Here is a 16,600-nt window from a genome sequence, read left to right on the forward strand (position 1 = left end):
TGCGGTCAGGCCACGCTTCCGTCCAATGTCGTGGCTACGCCACTCCGGGGTCCGAGGTCTGTTCGGGGGCTGCCAGCACGTCGTCGATCTCGTACTTCTTGGCCGCCTCGACCGCGACGGACTGGTCGATGTTGCCGTCACGGGCCAGGCCTTCGAGCACGGCGACCGCGATCGATTCGCCATCGGTGTTGTAGTACCGACGCGCGGCGGGACGGGTGTCGGAGAAGCCGAACCCGTCGGTGCCCAGCGTGATGTAGGTGCCGGGGACCCACGCCCGGATCTGCTCGGGAACCCCGCGCATCCAGTCCGACACCGCGATGACCGGGCCTTCGGCGTCGGCGAGCACCTTGGTGATGTACGGGGTGCCGGCCGGCTGGTCCGGATGGCGCAGCCGTCGTTTCTCGATCTCGACGCCGTCGCGGTTGAGCTCGCCCCAGCTGGTCACCGACCACACGTCGGCGGCGACATCCCACTCGTCGGCGAGCAGCTCGGCGGCCTTGAGAGCCGACGGCATGGCCACGCCCGACACCAGGATCTGAGCCGTATTGGACCGCTTCTCGGGTGCGGGCTGGTAGCGGTAGATGCCGCGCAGCAGGCCCTCGACGTCGAGGCCCTCCGGCTCCGGCGGCTGGACGTAGGGCTCGTTGTAGATCGTCATATAGAAGTAGACGTTCTCGGGGTCCTCGCCGTACATCCGGCTCAGACCGCTCTCGACGATGTAGGCGATCTCGTAGGCGAACGCCGGATCGTAGGCGACGACCGCGGGGTTGGACGCGGCCAGTAGCAGCGAATGCCCGTCGGCGTGCTGAAGGCCCTCACCCACCAGCGTGGTGCGCCCCGCCGTGGCGCCGAGAAGGAAGCCTCGCGTCATCTGGTCGGCGGCCGCCCACAGGTTGTCGCCGGTGCGTTGGAATCCGAACATCGAATAGAAGATGTAGATCGGGATCATCGGCTCGTTGTGCGTCGAGTAGCACGTGCCTGCCGCGATGAAACTGGCGGAGGACCCGGCCTCGTTGATGCCCTCGTGCAGGATCTGGCCGACCTCGGATTCCTTGTAGGCCAACATCAGTTCGGCGTCGACCGAGGTGTACAGCTGACCGTTGCGGTTGTAGATCTTGAGGTTGGGGAACCACGAGTCCATGCCGAACGTGCGTGCCTCGTCGGGGATGATCGGCACGATGCGCCAACCGATCTCCTTGTCGCGCAACAGTTCCTTGAACGTCCGGACGCTGGCCATCGTCGTGGCCACCTCCTGCTTACCGGACCCCTTCTTGAGCGCCTTGTAGGTGTCGCGACCGGGCAGTGTCAACGACTTGGTCTTGGTACGACGTTCGGGCAGGAACCCGCCGAGCGCACGCCTGCGGTCGAGCATGTAGCGGATCTCGGGTGCTTCCGGGCCGGGGTGGTAGTACGGGGGAAGGTACGGGTTCTCCTCGAGTTGCTCGTCACTGATCGGGATGCGTTGGGCATCGCGGAAGTACTTGAGGTCTTCGAGCGCAAGCTTTTTCATCTGGTGGGTGGCGTTGCGGCCCTGGAAGTGCGCACCCAACGAGTAACCCTTGATGGTCTTGGCCAGGATGACCGTCGGCTGGCCCTTGTGCTCCATGGCGGCGCGGTAGGCGGCGTACACCTTGCGGTAGTCGTGGCCGCCGCGTTTGAGGTTCCAGATCTCGGAGTCCGACATCTTCTCGACGAGCGCCTTGGTGCGGGGATCGCGGCCGAAGAAGTGGTCGCGCACGTAGGCGCCGTCGTTGGCCTTGTAGGTCTGGTAGTCGCCGTCGGGCGTGCTGTTCATCAGGTTGACCAGCGCGCCGTCGCGGTCGGCGTGCAGCAGCGCATCCCATTCGCGGCCCCACACCACCTTGATGACATTCCAGCCGGCCCCTCGGAAGAACGACTCGAGCTCCTGAATGATCTTGCCGTTTCCGCGTACCGGCCCGTCGAGGCGCTGCAGGTTGCAGTTGACCACGAAGGTGAGGTTGTCCAGCCCCTCCAGCGCGGCGACGTGCGCCAATCCCCGGCTCTCGGGTTCGTCCATCTCCCCGTCGCCGAGGAACGCCCACACGTGCTGATCGGAGGTGTCCCTGATCTCCCGGTCGTGCAGGTAATGGTTGAACCGGGCCTGGTAGATGGCGTTCATCGGGCCCAGCCCCATGGAGACCGTCGGGAACTCCCAGAAGTCGGGCATCAGCCGCGGATGCGGGTACGACGGCAGCCCGCCGCCGGGGTGGCTGTGCTCCTGGCGGAAGCCGTCGAGCTGGTCTGCCGACAGGCGTCCTTCGAGGTACGCGCGGGCGTAAATGCCCGGTGAGGCGTGACCTTGGATGAACACGTGGTCGCCGCCGCCGGGATGCTGCTTGCCGCGGAAGAAGTGGTTGAAGCCGACCTCGTAGAGTGCGGCCGACGACGCGTAGGTCGAAATATGTCCGCCGACACCGACTCCCGGCCGTTGTGCGCGGTGCACCATGATCGCGGCGTTCCACCGGATCCAGGTGCGGTAGCGGCGTTCGACGTCCTCGTCGCCGGGGAACCACGGCTCCAGCTCGGTGGGGATGGTGTTGACGTAATCGGTCGACGTCAGCGACGGAATGGCCACGCGCTGTTCGCCGGCGCGTTCGAGCAGACGCAACATCATGTAGCGTGCCCGCGCGGGGCCGGACTGTTCGAGCAGCTGATCAAACGATTCCAGCCATTCGCCGGTCTCTTCGGGATCGATGTCGGGCAAGTACGACGCGACGCCTTCGCGGATCACCCTGACCCGGTCGTGTTCGGCTGCGTTGGTGGAGTTTTGGGCCAGGTCCTGGCGCGCGAACTCGGTGGTCAACTTCCGCTCCTTGGTAGGCGGTTCGGGTGCCCCCGCTCCTCGCGCAGATGTTTTCTGCGCTCGAACCGTGAGCGACGGGTTCCATCCTTCTCCCATCCTGCCCCACACGCACCGGTGGGGGTTGCCGACTGCAATGAACCGGCGGTCGTCGGAGCGACCCGGTAACGTCTGCAGCCGTGGTGATCGGTGCGCTGGTGCAAAAACCGCTGCGGATCGGCGCACTCGTGGTCGGCATCTCGGCCGCCGCCGCCATGGTCGTGGTCGGCTGTAGCAGCGTCACCGAGGGTTCCGCACAGGTGGACGCGGCCGAGGCGCCCGTGTACCGGGCGTCGGTGTCGGCCTCGCTGGCGGAGTCCGCGGCCAGTTCCAGCGCCAGGGAGTCGGAACGTCAGGCCTCGATCACCAAGGAGGCCATCCACTCGTCGTGCGAGACGTTGAGCTCCACCAGTGTCGAGGCGATCACCGCGGTCAACGCCTACGTCGACGCGTTCAACCGGAGCGCGGGGGACGTGCCCGCCAAGGCCGGGCCCGCGATCGACGCCCTGAACCACAGCGCCGACATGGTCGCGCGCAGCATCGCCGATCCGCTGGGACCCGAGCTCACGGATGCGCTCAACGGCTGGGTCCGCGCCGCCCGGGATGTGGCCACGGCGATCGCAGGCAACTACGGGCCCGACGAGTTCAACGCCGCGATCACCGCGCTCAACGACACCAAGACCACTGCGCTCAACCTTTGTGACGCCGCGTATTGACCGAGCGATATTTTGGCCAACCTTGCTGCCAGTCGCGTGCGGGTGCGGTGCTTCGTGCGACGATAGGGCGCAGGACAATCGCCTAAGAGATGCCGAGCGCAACGTGCGCCCGAGCCGGCTGAAGGAGGACCGACCGTGGTCGCGGCGGATGACGCCCCGAACTACGCCCACAGACTGGGCATCCAAAAAGATCAGGTTGTACAGGAACTGGGCTGGGACGAGGACGTCGACGACGACATCCGAGCCGACATCGAGGAAGCGTGCGGCGGCGAGCTGCTCGACGAGGATGCCGACGAGGTCATCGACGTGGTGCTGCTCTGGTGGCGCGACGACGACGGGGACCTCGTGGATGCGCTGATGGACGCCATCACCCCGTTGGCCGACGACGGCGTCATCTGGGTGGTGACCCCGAAGACGGGCAAACCCGGTCACGTCCAACCGGCAGAGGTCGCCGAGTCGGCACCCACAGCCGGCCTGATGCAGACGTCATCGGCCAACCTGGGTGACTGGATCGCCACTCGGTTGGTGCAGCCGAAGTCGAAGGCAGCGGGGAGGCGCGGATGAGTGCTTGCGCGAAGACCAGAGGGCTGCGATGACGATCGAGGTCGGCACAGAGGCACCCGATTTCACCCTCAAGGACCAGAACGGTCAGCCCGTCACGCTGAGCGATTTCCGGGGTGCCAAGAACGTGCTGCTGGTCTTCTTCCCGCTGGCGTTCACGGGCATCTGCCAGGGTGAACTCGACGAGATCCGCGACCGGTTGCCTGAGTACGAGAACGACGACACCGCGACGCTGGCGATCTCGGTGGGCCCTCCGCCCACGCACAAGATCTGGGCCACCCAGAGCGGCTTCACGTTCCCCGTGCTGTCGGATTTCTGGCCGCACGGCGAGGTCGCGATGGCCTACGGGGTGTTCAACCAGGACGCGGGCATCGCCAACCGCGGCACGTTCGTCGTCGACCGCAGCGGGATCCTCCGGTTCGCCGAGATGAACGAGCCGGGGGAGGCCCGCGATCAGGCGCTGTGGACGGACGCGTTGGCGGCGCTGCGCTCCGATTGAGGTGATTTCTCGCCGCAGGTCATGGCCGTGTAGCTTGCCCTGCAGGGGCGCGTAGCTCAGTGGTAGAGCTCTGGTTTTACACACCAGCGGTCGGCGGTTCGATACCGTCCGCGCCCACCGAATTTCTCATACGATCTGCGGGTAAGTTCGAGACTCTCCGGCGGAACGAGAAGACCCATATCCGACACCGCGTTTCAGATGTTGGCGATCGGCCTGTACTTCGCCATGATGCTCGCGATCGGCTTCTACGCCTTCCGCCAGACCAGCGATCTCGACGACTACATGCTCGGCGGGCGCAGGCTCACCCCGACCGTCGCCGCGCTGTCGGCGGGCGCTTCCGACATGTCCGGATGGTTGCTTCTCGGTGTCCCCGGCGCCATCTACGCTTCTGGTCTGCTCGAGTCGTGGATCGTGATCGGGCTGGTGATCGGCGCCTGGCTCAATTGGAAGTTCGTCGCCCCGCGACTGCGGGCCTACACCGAGATCGCCAACAACTCGATCACCGTGCCGAGCTTCTTCGAGAACCGGCTGCGTGACAAGTCGCATGTCCTGCGAATCTCGGCAGGCACGATCATCCTGGTCTTCTTCACGTTCTACGTGTCGTCGGGCATGGTCGCCGGCGGCGTGTTCTTCGAGTCCTCGTTCGGCTCGTCGTATCTGACGGGCATGTTGCTGGTCGCCGGAGTCACCCTGTGCTACACGCTGTTCGGCGGTTTCCTCGGAGCGTCGCTCACCGACGTCGCGCAGGGGCTGCTGATGTTGGCGGCGCTCGTCACGATCCCCCTAGCCGCAATAATTGCCACCGGCGGACCCGGTGAAATGGTCCATCTGGTCCAGGCCGCCGACACCGCCCACAACACCGCCAACCCCGGTGACGAAATCCAGCGCACATCACTGCTTTTCGGCGGAAGCTTCTTCGCCATCGTGTCGGCGGCGGCTTGGGGCCTCGGCTACTTCGGACAACCGCACATCATCGTCCGTTTCATGGCGATGCGCTCCTCGGCCGACGCCAAGGCCGGACGTCGTATCGGCATCAGCTGGATGGTCCTCACCTCCGCTGGCGCGATCACCACCGGCTTCGCGGGCTTGGCGTACTTCTTCCGCGAGGGCGTGACGTTGGACAATCCCGAGACCGTGTTCCTCCGCCTCGCGCAGGTGATGTTCCACCCCTTCGTCGCCGGGATCGTGCTCGCCGCGGTACTGGCAGCCATCATGTCGACGATCTCGTCGCAGCTCATCGTGTGCTCGTCGGCCCTGGTCGAAGACATCTATCGTGCGTTCGGCAAGGAGGCGAGTCCGACGAGGTTGGTCACCTACGGTCGGCTCGGGGTGTTGGCGGTCGCGGTGGTGGCGGTTTTGTTGGCGCTCAACCCCGATGACACGATCCTCGACCTCGTCGGATTCGCGTGGGCAGGCTTCGGCGCCGCGTTCGGTCCCCTGATCATTCTGTCCCTGTTCTGGCGCAAACTCACCTCGGCCGGGGCGATCGCCGGCATGATCGCCGGCGCCGTGGTGGTCGGCGTCTGGGGTCAGACCGAGGCGCTGGCGAGCGCGATGTACGAGATCGTTCCCGGCTTCGTCGCGTGTCTTGCGGTCGGCGTCGCCATATCCCTCATGACCGCCCGCGAGGACGACGAGATCCAGTCCGAATTCTCCGAGATGACCGCGAAGGCGCGCGAGACTGCGGCGCCGGCCTGAAGCGGCAAGAGCATGGCACCTCCTGCGTTTGTGGGTTCACACGACTCGCCTTCCGAGGCGTGCCCGTGCCCGCATATCCCACAGGTACAGCCGGTAGCCGAGGATCCAGACGTCGCGCGGGATGACGCGGTCGGCGACACGCAGCGCGGTCAGTAGCGCCTCGAACCTGCGCTGCTGGCGCCCCGACCACGGCAGCCCCGTGTGCTCACGAAACTCATGCGGCAGGAACCCCGTCGTCGCGAACTGGTTGAACCGGCCGGCGAGCAGCCGCAGCGGAGCGGGCAGGAACGCCATCGCGGCCACCCCGTGAAGGTGTTCGCGGACGGGTTCGTCGATGCGCAGTTCGTCGAGTGAACGCTTCCAGTACTCGTCGAACGCGGCGCGATCCGGCGGCCACATGTCTTCGTGCACCTGCAGCGTGGTTCCGAGCTTTCTGGCGTCGAGATAGATCGCATCGGCCGCTTCGTCGTCGAGCGGTCCGTACAGGAACTCGTGCTGGTCGATGTAGTAGCGGTACAGGCAGGCGGCCACCCATAGCTGCAATTGGGGGTCAAACGCCTTGTAGGACACCGGGCTTGACGGGGTAGACCGCACCATCGCGTGCACGCGGTCGACCTCTTCGCGGATCAGCCGGCGGTCGCTCTCGGTGCCCATCGTCGCCACCGCCAGATAGGTGCCGGTGGTGCGGGCCCGTTTGAACGGGTGCTTGTAGACGTTGCCGCTGTCGACCGGGCTCTCCAGCACGCCGTAACCGACGCCGGGCGAGGCCAGCTGCATGATCACGTTGGCCGCCGGCGCCAGCGCTGCAGCCGGATTGAGCAAGTCGACGACGCGTCTCGGCCGACGCGGTGGCCCGAACCTCATGCATCCGAGTAGAGCACCTTGTGAGACGCTCGCGATGTGTTTGTGCCGACCTCACGCCCGCGTGTGGTGGGGATCGCAGCCGGTTGTGTCGCGGATTCGTTGTTCGCCGACCCTCGGCGCGGACATCCCGTGGCGCTGTTCGGCAACGCGGCGGCCGCTTTGGAGGGTCGCAGTTACGCCGACACCCGCGCGGCGGGCGTCGTCCACACGGCAACCCTGCTCGGCGCGCTGGCACTGCTCGGGACCGCGGCGCACAGAACGGCGCTGCACCGGGGCGTCGTCGCGGCCACGGTCACCACGGCCGCGACGGTGTTCGTCGCGCTGGGCGGGACGTCGCTGGCCCGCACCGGAGACCAGATGGCTCGTCATCTGCACTGTGGCGACGTCGACGCCGCGCGAGGCTTACTACCGGCGCTGTGTGGCCGCGATCCCGCGGTGCTCGACGAGGCCGGCCTCGTCCGCGCGGCGCTCGAGTCGGTCGCGGAGAACACATCCGACGCCCACGTGGCGCCGCTGCTGTGGGCCGCCCTCGGGGGTGTGCCCGCGGTGCTGGTGTACCGCGGTGCGAACACATTGGACGCGATGATCGGTCACCGCTCGCCGCGCTATTCGCGGTTCGGTTGGGCGGCAGCGCGTTTCGACGATCTGCTGAATCATCTCGCCGCCCGCGCGACCGCGGTGCTGGCGGCCGCATGCGCTCCCGTGGTCGGCGGCTCTCCCGTCGCGGCCCTGCGCGTGTGGAAGCGCGACGCGGGCCGCCATCCGAGTCCGAACGCCGGCGTGGTCGAGGCAGCTTTCGCGGGTGCGCTGGGGGTGCGGCTCGGCGGCCCCACTCAGTACGCGCACGAACTGGAGATCCGGCCGACGCTCGGCGACGGCCCGCCGCCGCAGGTGCGCGACCTGCGCAGGGCTGTGCGGCTGTCGCGGGCGGTCCAGCTGGCCGCCGCCGGAGTGGCGATCGCGTTCAGCGCCGTCGGCCGTAGCGGTCGGCGAGCTTCTCCTCCGTGGTGAGCGGAGCGTCGGGGCGCGCCTGCGCGGCCTCCCGGGCGGCCTTCTCCAGCCTGCGCTGGCGCACCTCGGCGTAGATGAAGTAGCCGAGGCCGATCGGCGCAATGATGCCGAACGCGATCCACTGGATGCCGTAGGACAGGAACGGTCCGGCGTCGAGATGCGGCAGCGGAATTGCGCCCAGCCCGCCCGGCTGATCGGCCTCCAGCTGCAGATAGGAACCGGCCAGCGGGACGCCGGTGATCGCCGAGATCTGCGCGGTGTTGATCGAGTACACCTGCTGGATGCCGTCCTGTCGGAACGGCTGCTTGTCCTGCACCAGCCCCTCGGAGTCGCGCAACCGCGCGGCGATCGTCACCGTGCCGTCCGGCACCGGTGGGATCTCCGGCACCCCCGAAGCCTGCACCGGCCGCACGTATCCGCGATCGACGAGCACGGTCGGCCCGTCGTCCACGGCGAACGGAACCAGCACCTCGAATGCGGGCTCGCCTTCGACCATCCGCAGGCGCGCGAGCACCTGAGCTTCGGGGAGATAGCGTCCGGTCGCGGTGACCCGCCGCCACTGGTCATCCGGCGCCGCCGAATCCTGGCTCGGCAGAAGCGAGGCCACGGGGACCGGCTCGGCGGTCAAGGAGTTCGCGATCTGTGCGTTCTCCCGCGAGGTCTTGGTGTTCTTGCCCAGCTGCCACGGCGCCAGCACGGTGAAACACAGATACGCGAAGGCGGCCACGACGACGAACAACGCCAGCCATGACGGCCGCAGCAGGAAGGACCACCGGCGCATCAGCTGGCGATTCCCCGGTCGGCGAGTTGTTCGTCGACCCAGTCGTGCAGGCCTGGCAGCGACGCTTCGATGACCGTGTAGACGTCCTCGAAGTCGGAGTGGTCGCCGTAGTAGGGGTCTTCGACGTCCAGTGCGTGGGCGCCCGAACGCGGGTCGAACGAGCGCAGCATCCGGATCCGCTCGGCGGGCACACCGAGATCCTTGAGCATCCGAACATGGTTGCGGCCGAGTGCGATCACGAGGTCGGCGGTCATGTGGTCCTCGTTGACCTGGGCGGCCCGGTGCGCGGTCGGATAGCCGTGCTCGCGCAGGACGTGGCTGGCCCGGCGGTCCGCGGGCTCGCCGGCGTGCCAACCGCCGGTGCCGGCGCTTGTCACGCGGACCGCCTCACCCAGCCCGCGCTCGTCGATCTGATGGGCGAACATCTTCTCCGCCATCGGCGATCGGCAGATGTTGCCCGAGCAGATGAACGTCACATGCAGGGGTTCAGACACCAAGCACCTCGCGTAGGTCCGCGACCGAGGCGACGTGCGCGGCGGCGCCAACGGCGTCGGGTCCGTCGAAATCGTCCTTGCCGTAGCCCCATCCGACGACCACGGTCTCGATACCGTGCGCGGCGGCGCCTTCAACGTCATGCGACCGGTCGCCGACCATCAGTGTGCGCTCGGGGATCTCGCCCAGCTGGGCCAACGCGTGGGCGACGACGTCGACCTTGTGTGCGCGCGAGCCGTCGACGCTCGCGCCCGCGATGACCTCGAAGCAGTCGGCCAGGCCGAAGTGGGCGAGGATCCGCTGCGCGGTCGGCTCGGCCTTCGAGGTGGCCACCGCCAGGCGCACGCCTGCGGCACGCAGATCGGTCAGCAGCGCGGGGATGCCGTCGAAGACCCGGTTCATCGCCCACCCTCGGGTCCGGTAATCGTTGCGGTATGTCTCGATGGCGTCGTCGGTGCGGTCGCCGAGCCCGAGACCCCGCAGCGTGTGGTGCATCGGCGGGCCGATGATCATGCCGGCCAGGTCTCCATCGGGCACCACGGCGCCCACCGACCCCAGGGCATGGCGGAAACTCGAGACGATGCCCTGCGCCGAATCGGTCAGGGTGCCGTCGAGGTCGAAGATCACCAGTTGGGGGCGGGACGCCGTAGTCGTGGAGGCCAGCATGTCGGTCACGGGTCCATTCTCCCCGATCGCAGAACCACCGCAGCCAGCGCACTAGGGTCGTGATGTGGTGAGTCCGTCGCGTGCTGCCGCGCGTTACCACGGCGATCAGGCCGTGGTCCCCGGGATGCTGGACTTCGCCGTCAACGTCCGCGCCGACGAGCCACCGTCCTGGCTGGTCGACCGCTTTTCGGCCCGGTTGACTGATCTGGCGCGCTATCCGAGCGCGACCGACTGTCAGCGGGCGCTCGAGGCGGTCGCCCGCAGGCACGACCGCGCCGTCGACGAGGTCGTTCTGCTGGCGGGGGCGGCCGAGGGGTTCGCGCGGCTGCCCGACCTGCGGCCGCGACGCGCCGCCCTCATCGCGCCGTCGTTCACCGAACCGGAGGCGGCACTGGCCGCAGCCGGGGTGCCTTTCGTGCACGTGGTGCTGGAGGCGCCGTACACCCTGACCCCGGATGCGGTGCCCGCCGACGCGGACCTCGTCGTCGTCGGTAATCCGACCAATCCGACCGGCGTACTGCACACCCGCGAGCAGGTGCTCGCCCTTCGCAGGCCCGGCCGGATCGTGGTGGTGGACGAGGCGTTCGCCGACGCGATTCCCGGTGAGCCCGGGTCGCTGGCCGCCGAGGCACTATCCGATGTCCTTGTCCTGCGCAGTCTGACCAAGACGTGGGCGCTGGCCGGGTTGCGCGTCGGCTACGCGCTGGGCGCGCCCGACGTGCTGGCACGGTTGACGGCACGGCGTCCGCACTGGCCCCTTGGCACGCTGCAACTCGAGGCGATCGCCGCGTGCAGCAGACCCGAGGCGGTGGCCGAAGCCGACCGCGCCGCCCGGCGTCTGACGGAGGTGCGCGCGGAGATGGTGGCTGGCTTGACTAGCATCGGCGTGCATGTCGTCACCGGTTCGGCCCCCTTCGTCCTGTTCTCTGTCCCGGATGCCGAACTGATGCGAAAACACCTGGACCGCAGGGACATTGCCGTGCGTCGCTGCGACACGTTCGTCGGGCTCGATGGTCACTTCCTGCGCGCGGCGGTACGCCCGGAGTGGCCCGTGCTTGTCGAGGCGATGGCCGAGGTGCTGCGGTGAGCGCCCGGCTGGCCGACATCATCGACGTGCTGGAGGCGGCATACCCGCCGGAGTTGGCGCAGGACTGGGACTCGGTGGGCCTCGTCTGCGGCGATCCGTCGGAGACCGTCGAGACGGTCACGGTGGCTGTCGACGCCACCGCCGAGGTCGTCGCCGAGGTTCCCGACCGCAGCCTGCTGCTGGCTCACCATCCGCTGTTGCTGCGCGGCGTGGACACCGTGGCGGCCAGCACCGCCAAGGGCGCCCTGATCCATCGCCTGATCCGCAGCGGCCGGGCGCTGTTCACCGCGCACACCAACGCGGACTCGGCCTCGCCCGGCGTCTCCGACGCGCTGGCCGAAGCGCTCGGGCTTACCGTCGAGGAGGTGCTCGCCCCCGCGAGCACGGAATCCGACCTGGACAAGTGGGTCGTCTTCGTGCCTGCGGAGAAGTCGGAGGCGCTGCGCGAAGGCCTGTTCGCCGCGGGTGCGGGCCGTATCGGTGACTACTCGCACTGCTGCTGGACCACGACAGGCACCGGGCAGTTCCTGCCGCACGACGGCGCGTCACCGGCGATCGGCAGCGTTGGATCCGTCGAACGCGTCCCGGAGGACCGGGTGGAGGTCATCGCTCCCGCGCGGTTGCGCGGGGACGTGCTGGCCGCGCTGCGGGCCGCGCACCCCTACGAGGAACCCGCGTTCGACGTCTTCGCGCTGGCGCCGATTCCCGGCGATGCCGGGTTGGGACGCATTGGCGTGCTGGATCGTCCTGAACCGTTGGCGGCGTTCGTGTCTCGCGTGCGCGAAGCGCTGCCCGTCACGTCGTGGGGGGTGCGTGCATCCGGTGACCCGGACGCCGAGGTGTCGCGGGTAGCGGTATGCGGCGGCGCGGGTGACTCGCTGCTCGGCCTCGTCGCCCGCATGGATGTCGACGCGTATGTGACGTCGGACCTGCGGCACCACCCCGCCGACGAACACCGACGCGCTTCGCAGGTCGCGCTCGTGGACGTCGCGCACTGGGCCAGTGAATACCCGTGGTGCCGCCAAGCCGCAGACCTGCTGCAAGCCCATTTCGGTGACGCGCTGCCTGTGTGGGTGTCCGACGTGCGCACCGATCCCTGGAATGTCGAGAGATGAGCATGAAAGCTGAAGTAGCTCAACAACAGACGCTATCCGAGTTGGCCGAACTCGATGCCTCCCTTGCCCGGCTGGAGCATCGGGTGAAGAACCTCGCCGAACAGCAGCGGCTCGAGGAGGTACAGGCCGCGCATCGGGAAGCCAACGACCGACTGGCGGCCCTGCAGATTGCCATCGAGGATCTCGACGCCCAGATCGCCAAGTTCGAATCCGAGATCGATTCGGTCCGCCAGCGCGAAGACCGTGACCGCAAGCTGCTCTCGGGCGGTTCGGTGGACGCAAAACAGCTCACCGAGTTGCAGCACGAACTCGACACGCTGGAGCGCAGGCAAGCCGCGCTGGAGGATTCGCAACTCGAGGTGATGGAGCGACGCGAGGAACTGCAACGCGACCAACAGGCCGCGCTCGCGAAGGTGGACGAGCTGCAGAACGAGCTGGGTTTCGCGCAGACCGAATGCGACGACGTCCGTACCGAACTGGATCAGCAGCGCCACCAGAGCCTGTCGCGCCGCGACGAACTCGTCGCGGCACTCGACGCCGACTTGGTCAGGCTCTACGAGCAGCAGCGCGCCCGCGGCGGCGCGGGGGCAGGCCAACTGCAGGGCCGTCGATGCGGAGCGTGCCGCCTCGAGATCGACAAGGGCGAGCTTGCGCGCATCTCCGCGGCGGCCGACGATGACCTCCTTCGTTGTCCCGAATGCGGCGCGATCCTGTTGCGTCTCAGAGGCTCTGGCGCGTGAAGGTCATCGTCGAGGCCGACGGTGGCTCGCGCGGTAACCCGGGGCCGGCGGGTTACGGGGCGGTGGTCTGGTCGGCGGATCATGCCACGGTGTTCGCTGAGCGCAAGGAGGCGATCGGCCACGCCACCAACAATGTGGCCGAGTATCGCGGGCTGATCGCCGGTCTGAGCGAGGCGGCGAGCCTGGGCGCCACCGAGGTCGACGTGCGGATGGACTCCAAGCTCGTGGTGGAACAGATGTCGGGCCGGTGGAAGGTCAAGCATCCGGATATCGCGGCCCTGTATCAGCAGGCCACGGCGCTGGCCACCCGTTTCGACCGGGTCGGCTACAAGTGGATTCCGCGTGCAGAGAACAGCCACGCCGACCGGCTGGCCAACGAGGCGATGGACGCCGCGGCCGAAATACCTGCGGACATCGGAGAATCCAAGCCACACCAAGCGTCGAACCCCACCGCGTGGAGCGGTGCGCGCGGTGCGCCGACGCGGTTCCTGCTGCTACGCCACGGCCAGACCGAGTTGTCGGTCGACCGCCGATACTCCGGGCGCGGCAACCCCGCGCTGACGGAACTCGGGGGGCGTCAGGCCAAAGCCGCCGCGCGCTATCTCGGACAGCGCAGGGGTGTCGCGGCGGTCGTCACGTCACCGCTGCAGCGGGCGTACGACACCGCCGCGGCGGCGGCCAAGGTGCTCGGCCTGGACGTGACCGTCGACGATGACCTCATCGAGACCGACTTCGGGGCTTGGGAGGGGCTGACATTCGCCGAAGCGGCCGAACGCGACCCCGACCTGCACCGGCGTTGGCTGCGCGACACCTCGCTTGCGCCTCCAGGCGGCGAGAGCTTCGACTCCGCGGCCGAGCGGGTCGGCAGGGCGCGGGCACGGATTCTCGCAGAGCATGCGGGGGAGACGGTGCTGGTGGTCTCGCACGTGACGCCGATCAAGACGCTGCTGCGGATGGCGCTCGACGGTGGCCCGAACATCTTGTACCGGCTGCACCTCGATCTCGCGTCGCTGTCGATCGCCGAGTTCTATCCCGACGGCGCGGCATCGGTGCGGTTGGTCAATCAGACGGCTTACCTGGATTAGTCGTGTAGGTGCAGCCGCTCGCCGTGCGGTCCGAAGATCGTAATCGCCTCGACCGGCCCGTCCACGACGCCGAACCAGTGCGGCGTCCACGTCGAGAACTCGACTGCCTCACCGGGTTTCACCGTGAAGTCGCGCTCGCCCAGGATCAGGCGCAGATGGCCCGACAGCACGTACATCCAGTCCTGGCCCTCGTGCACGGGGAGTTCGGCGGGCGGGTTGCGCCGCCGGGCGCTGATTCGGATCTTGAAGGCGTGCAGACCGCCGGCGGACTGCCGAGTCAACGGCCAGTACGTGATCCCATGTGCTGTATGGGATCCGCTGCGCACGCGCGGATCTTCGGCTTCCGGTGCGCGCAGCAGTTCGTCGGTGCTCACCGACAACGCGGCCGCGAGTCTCGGCAGGTGGTCGAGCGCGAGGCGGCGCTTGCCCGACTCCAGGCGGCTCAGCGTGGACACGTCGATGTTCGACCGCCGGGCGACCTCCTCCAGCGTCAGGCCGTGCTGGGTGCGCAGTTCACGCAGCCTGCGGCGCACCCGCGCGTCTACGCCGCCGTCTTCATCTTTTGCCTGCATGGCAAGAAAGCTTGGCAGTTTCTCGCGACCGCTGCAAGGTGGTCGCATGGACAGGATTTGGGATTGCGTCGTCGTCGGTGGCGGTGCCGCCGGGCTGAGTGCCGCACTGGTGCTTGGCCGGGCCCGTCGTCGCACACTGCTGATCGACGGCGGCGCACAGAGCAACCTCCCCGCGCACGGCATCGGTGGGCTTCTGGGCCACGACGGCCGACCGCCGGCGGAGCTGTACGCGTTGGGACGTCAAGAGCTGTCGGCGTATCCGTCGGTCGAACTGCGAACGGCGGAAGCCACGGGCGGGGAGCGCGCGGACGAACTGTTCGTCCTTCGGTTGGACGACGACGGAGTCGAGCGGGCCCGGAAGGTGGTGTTGGCCACTGGCATGGAGTACCGGCCGCCGCCGCTTCCTGGCCTGGCGGAGCTGTGGGGTCGGTCCGCTTTTCACTGCCCGTTCTGCCACGGCTGGGAAGTTCGCGATCAGCCCCTGGCCGTGCTGGCTAACGGTGAGCGTGCGGTGCATACGGCACTGTTGCTGCGTCTCTGGAGCGACGACGTCGTCCTGCTCACTGACGGTCCCGCCGATCTCGACCCCGCACAGCGCGAACGGCTGGCAGCTGCGGGGGTGACGGTCGACGAACGGGCGGTAGCCGAATTGGCAGGTGCCGCAGGCAACCTTGAGGCGGTGGTGTTCACCGACGACAGCCGGCTGCCGCGGACGGGCATCCTGGTCGCGACGGCGCTTCACCAGCGCTCGTCGCTGGCCGAACAACTCGGTGCCGCTACGGGCGAGCCGACGCCGGTCACGCACAATCCGGTTCACATCGACGCGTTCTATCGCACCAGTGCAGACGGGGTTTTCGCCGCAGGCGACCTGGTCGCCCAGATGCCGCAGGTGGCCGCCGCGGTGGCGGCGGGTTCTGCGGCGGCGGCCGCCGTCGTGCAGAGCCTGGTCGAAGAAGATTTTCCAGCAGTCATTTCGGAAGGGAGCCGACATGTCAACGCCTGACGCAAAACAGCATTGGGAAGAGCGCTACAGCGAACGCAATCGCATCTGGAGCGGGCGGGCGAACGTTCGTCTCGTCGAGATGGTTTCGAACCTTGAGCCCGGTACCGCGCTCGATCTGGGCAGCGGTGAGGGCGGTGACGCGATGTGGCTCGCCGAGAGGGGTTGGCGCGTCGTCGCCGTCGACATCGCCGAGACCGCTTTGCGACGTGCGGCCACCGATGCCGTCGCGCGCGGGGTGGGGGATCGGATCGACTTTCAGCAACACGACCTGTCAGAGAGCTTCCCCGATGGCGAATTCGATTTGGTGAACGCGCAGTTCCTGCACTCGACATTCCCCCTTGACCGGACGGCGATCTTCCGGTCGGCCGCGCGGGCGGTCCGGGCGGGCGGACTTCTGCTCATCGTCGACCACGGCACACCACCGCCGTGGCTTTCCGAACTTCATGGTCACCATCAGACGTTCACACCTCCCGAGGAGGTCGTCGCCGCGCTGAACCTGCCTGAGTCCGAATGGGAACCGGCAAAGATCAGTACGCCGATGCGTGACGTCACGACGCCGGACGGCGAGCCGGCGCAGTGGTCCGACAACGTGATCCTGCTGCGGCGCCGGTAGACGCCCGTCGCGGTCGACATTTCGTGAGGTTCTCCACAGGCCGAAACTCATTCACAGAGAAATGCTTTCGTCGTTAAGACTTGTCAGTGGTCGGGCGTAGTGTCGGAAGCATGTTCGAAGAGGCTTCGGATGCGGACTTGGTCACCTTGATGGGTGAGGAGGCGCGTGAGGAGTCGGCGGCGATGGGACGGCGGTTGTCGTTGGTGGGGGAGTTGTGCGCGCGGCGTCACCCCGAGA

At 67.8% G+C, this 16,600-nt stretch carries 17 protein-coding genes and 1 tRNA gene; 12 read left to right on the forward strand and 6 right to left on the reverse strand.

Annotated features, from left to right (window positions below; genetic code table 11):
* Positions 1-34: 34 nt before the first annotated feature.
* Positions 35-2,824, reverse strand: a complete 2,790-nt coding sequence (aceE, locus tag AAHH99_RS20170) for a pyruvate dehydrogenase (acetyl-transferring), homodimeric type (protein ID WP_418770244.1) — start codon at positions 2,822-2,824, stop codon at positions 35-37.
* A gap of 251 nt (positions 2,825-3,075) precedes the next feature.
* On the opposite strand from aceE, the gene AAHH99_RS20175 reads away from it, so the two are divergent.
* From AAHH99_RS20175 to putP, 5 genes are all read left to right on the forward strand, one after another.
* Complete coding sequence (locus AAHH99_RS20175) at positions 3,076-3,576, forward strand: hypothetical protein (protein ID WP_418770302.1); 501 nt, start codon at positions 3,076-3,078, stop codon at positions 3,574-3,576.
* A gap of 135 nt (positions 3,577-3,711) precedes the next feature.
* On the forward strand, positions 3,712-4,140 hold the full coding sequence (locus tag AAHH99_RS20180) for a DUF3052 domain-containing protein (RefSeq protein ID WP_064347257.1): 429 nt from the start codon (positions 3,712-3,714) through the stop codon (positions 4,138-4,140).
* Between the two features lie 28 nt (positions 4,141-4,168).
* Complete coding sequence (locus tag AAHH99_RS20185) at positions 4,169-4,636, forward strand: peroxiredoxin (protein WP_418770245.1); 468 nt, start codon at positions 4,169-4,171, stop codon at positions 4,634-4,636.
* A 45-nt stretch (positions 4,637-4,681) separates the two neighbouring features.
* Positions 4,682-4,753, forward strand: a tRNA-Val gene (locus AAHH99_RS20190).
* A gap of 60 nt (positions 4,754-4,813) precedes the next feature.
* Positions 4,814-6,334, forward strand: a complete 1,521-nt coding sequence (gene putP, locus AAHH99_RS20195; RefSeq protein WP_418770303.1) for a sodium/proline symporter PutP — start codon at positions 4,814-4,816, stop codon at positions 6,332-6,334.
* Positions 6,335-6,370: 36 nt separating this feature from the next.
* Here putP and AAHH99_RS20200 read toward each other — a convergent pair whose 3' ends face one another.
* Positions 6,371-7,198 carry an oxygenase MpaB family protein gene (locus tag AAHH99_RS20200; protein WP_418770246.1) on the reverse strand — a complete coding sequence of 276 codons (828 nt, stop codon included), beginning with the start codon at positions 7,196-7,198 and terminating at the stop codon, positions 6,371-6,373.
* 36 nt (positions 7,199-7,234) lie between these two features.
* Between AAHH99_RS20200 and AAHH99_RS20205 the strand changes: the two genes are divergently transcribed.
* Positions 7,235-8,209: a cobalamin biosynthesis protein gene (locus AAHH99_RS20205; protein WP_418770247.1), complete on the forward strand. Its 975-nt coding sequence runs from the start codon at positions 7,235-7,237 to the stop codon at positions 8,207-8,209.
* Here AAHH99_RS20205 and AAHH99_RS20210 read toward each other — a convergent pair.
* Genes AAHH99_RS20210 through AAHH99_RS20220 form a run of 3 tightly spaced genes read right to left on the reverse strand, consistent with a single transcriptional unit; the run spans position 8,163 to position 10,148 of the window.
* Positions 8,163-8,990 carry an SURF1 family protein gene (locus AAHH99_RS20210; protein WP_418770248.1) on the reverse strand — a complete coding sequence of 276 codons (828 nt, stop codon included), beginning with the start codon at positions 8,988-8,990 and terminating at the stop codon, positions 8,163-8,165. The two genes, AAHH99_RS20205 and AAHH99_RS20210, sit on opposite strands and share 47 nt — an antisense overlap.
* Complete coding sequence (locus AAHH99_RS20215; protein ID WP_418770249.1) at positions 8,990-9,484, reverse strand: low molecular weight protein-tyrosine-phosphatase; 495 nt, start codon at positions 9,482-9,484, stop codon at positions 8,990-8,992. The genes AAHH99_RS20210 and AAHH99_RS20215 overlap by 1 nt, the downstream gene beginning before the upstream one ends.
* Complete coding sequence (locus tag AAHH99_RS20220) at positions 9,477-10,148, reverse strand: HAD-IA family hydrolase (protein ID WP_418770304.1); 672 nt, start codon at positions 10,146-10,148, stop codon at positions 9,477-9,479. Before AAHH99_RS20220 ends, AAHH99_RS20215 begins: the two co-directional genes overlap by 8 nt.
* A gap of 64 nt (positions 10,149-10,212) precedes the next feature.
* On the opposite strand from AAHH99_RS20220, the gene cobC reads away from it, so the two are divergent.
* From cobC to AAHH99_RS20240, 4 genes are read left to right on the forward strand one after another with little or no spacing between them, the layout of a single operon-like run.
* Positions 10,213-11,235 carry an Rv2231c family pyridoxal phosphate-dependent protein CobC gene (gene cobC, locus AAHH99_RS20225; RefSeq protein ID WP_418770250.1) on the forward strand — a complete coding sequence of 341 codons (1,023 nt, stop codon included), beginning with the start codon at positions 10,213-10,215 and terminating at the stop codon, positions 11,233-11,235.
* Positions 11,232-12,350 carry a Nif3-like dinuclear metal center hexameric protein gene (locus AAHH99_RS20230; RefSeq protein WP_418770251.1) on the forward strand — a complete coding sequence of 373 codons (1,119 nt, stop codon included), beginning with the start codon at positions 11,232-11,234 and terminating at the stop codon, positions 12,348-12,350. The genes cobC and AAHH99_RS20230 overlap by 4 nt, the downstream gene beginning before the upstream one ends.
* Before the next feature lie 2 nt (positions 12,351-12,352).
* Positions 12,353-13,090 (forward strand): zinc ribbon domain-containing protein, encoded by a 738-nt coding sequence (locus AAHH99_RS20235; protein ID WP_418770305.1) that lies wholly within the window; start codon positions 12,353-12,355, stop codon positions 13,088-13,090.
* The gene (locus AAHH99_RS20240; protein ID WP_418770252.1) at positions 13,087-14,175 is read left to right on the forward strand and encodes a bifunctional RNase H/acid phosphatase; all 1,089 of its coding nucleotides are present in this window, start codon (positions 13,087-13,089) and stop codon (positions 14,173-14,175) included. Before AAHH99_RS20235 ends, AAHH99_RS20240 begins: the two co-directional genes overlap by 4 nt.
* Here AAHH99_RS20240 and AAHH99_RS20245 read toward each other — a convergent pair.
* The gene (locus AAHH99_RS20245) at positions 14,172-14,747 is read right to left on the reverse strand and encodes a helix-turn-helix domain-containing protein (protein ID WP_418770253.1); all 576 of its coding nucleotides are present in this window, start codon (positions 14,745-14,747) and stop codon (positions 14,172-14,174) included. The two genes, AAHH99_RS20240 and AAHH99_RS20245, sit on opposite strands and share 4 nt — an antisense overlap.
* Positions 14,748-14,793: 46 nt before the next feature.
* On the opposite strand from AAHH99_RS20245, the gene AAHH99_RS20250 reads away from it, so the two are divergent.
* Both AAHH99_RS20250 and AAHH99_RS20255 read left to right on the forward strand, forming a co-directional pair.
* Positions 14,794-15,750, forward strand: coding sequence for an NAD(P)/FAD-dependent oxidoreductase (locus AAHH99_RS20250; RefSeq protein ID WP_418770254.1), 957 nt, complete (start codon positions 14,794-14,796; stop codon positions 15,748-15,750).
* Positions 15,737-16,363: a class I SAM-dependent methyltransferase gene (locus AAHH99_RS20255; protein ID WP_418770255.1), complete on the forward strand. Its 627-nt coding sequence runs from the start codon at positions 15,737-15,739 to the stop codon at positions 16,361-16,363. Before AAHH99_RS20250 ends, AAHH99_RS20255 begins: the two co-directional genes overlap by 14 nt.
* Positions 16,364-16,600 lie beyond the last annotated feature (237 nt).

Origin of the sequence: Mycobacterium neumannii (assembly GCF_048452905.1) — a bacterium.
GTDB classification, from domain to species: Bacteria; Actinomycetota; Actinomycetes; order Mycobacteriales; family Mycobacteriaceae; genus Mycobacterium; species Mycobacterium neumannii_B.

Coding starts and splice junctions, on each gene's coding strand:
- AAHH99_RS20175 (WP_418770302.1), top strand. CDS start 3,076: ATGGTCGTGGTCGGCTGTAGCAGCGTCACCGAGGGTTCCGCACAGGTG.
- AAHH99_RS20185 (WP_418770245.1), top strand. CDS start 4,169: ATGACGATCGAGGTCGGCACAGAGGCACCCGATTTCACCCTCAAGGAC.
- AAHH99_RS20200 (WP_418770246.1), bottom strand. CDS start 7,198: ATGAGGTTCGGGCCACCGCGTCGGCCGAGACGCGTCGTCGACTTGCTC.
- AAHH99_RS20210 (WP_418770248.1), bottom strand. CDS start 8,990: ATGCGCCGGTGGTCCTTCCTGCTGCGGCCGTCATGGCTGGCGTTGTTC.
- AAHH99_RS20220 (WP_418770304.1), bottom strand. CDS start 10,148: ATGCTGGCCTCCACGACTACGGCGTCCCGCCCCCAACTGGTGATCTTC.
- AAHH99_RS20235 (WP_418770305.1), top strand. CDS start 12,353: ATGAAAGCTGAAGTAGCTCAACAACAGACGCTATCCGAGTTGGCCGAA.
- AAHH99_RS20245 (WP_418770253.1), bottom strand. CDS start 14,747: ATGCAGGCAAAAGATGAAGACGGCGGCGTAGACGCGCGGGTGCGCCGC.
- AAHH99_RS20250 (WP_418770254.1), top strand. CDS start 14,794: ATGGACAGGATTTGGGATTGCGTCGTCGTCGGTGGCGGTGCCGCCGGG.
- AAHH99_RS20255 (WP_418770255.1), top strand. CDS start 15,737: ATGTCAACGCCTGACGCAAAACAGCATTGGGAAGAGCGCTACAGCGAA.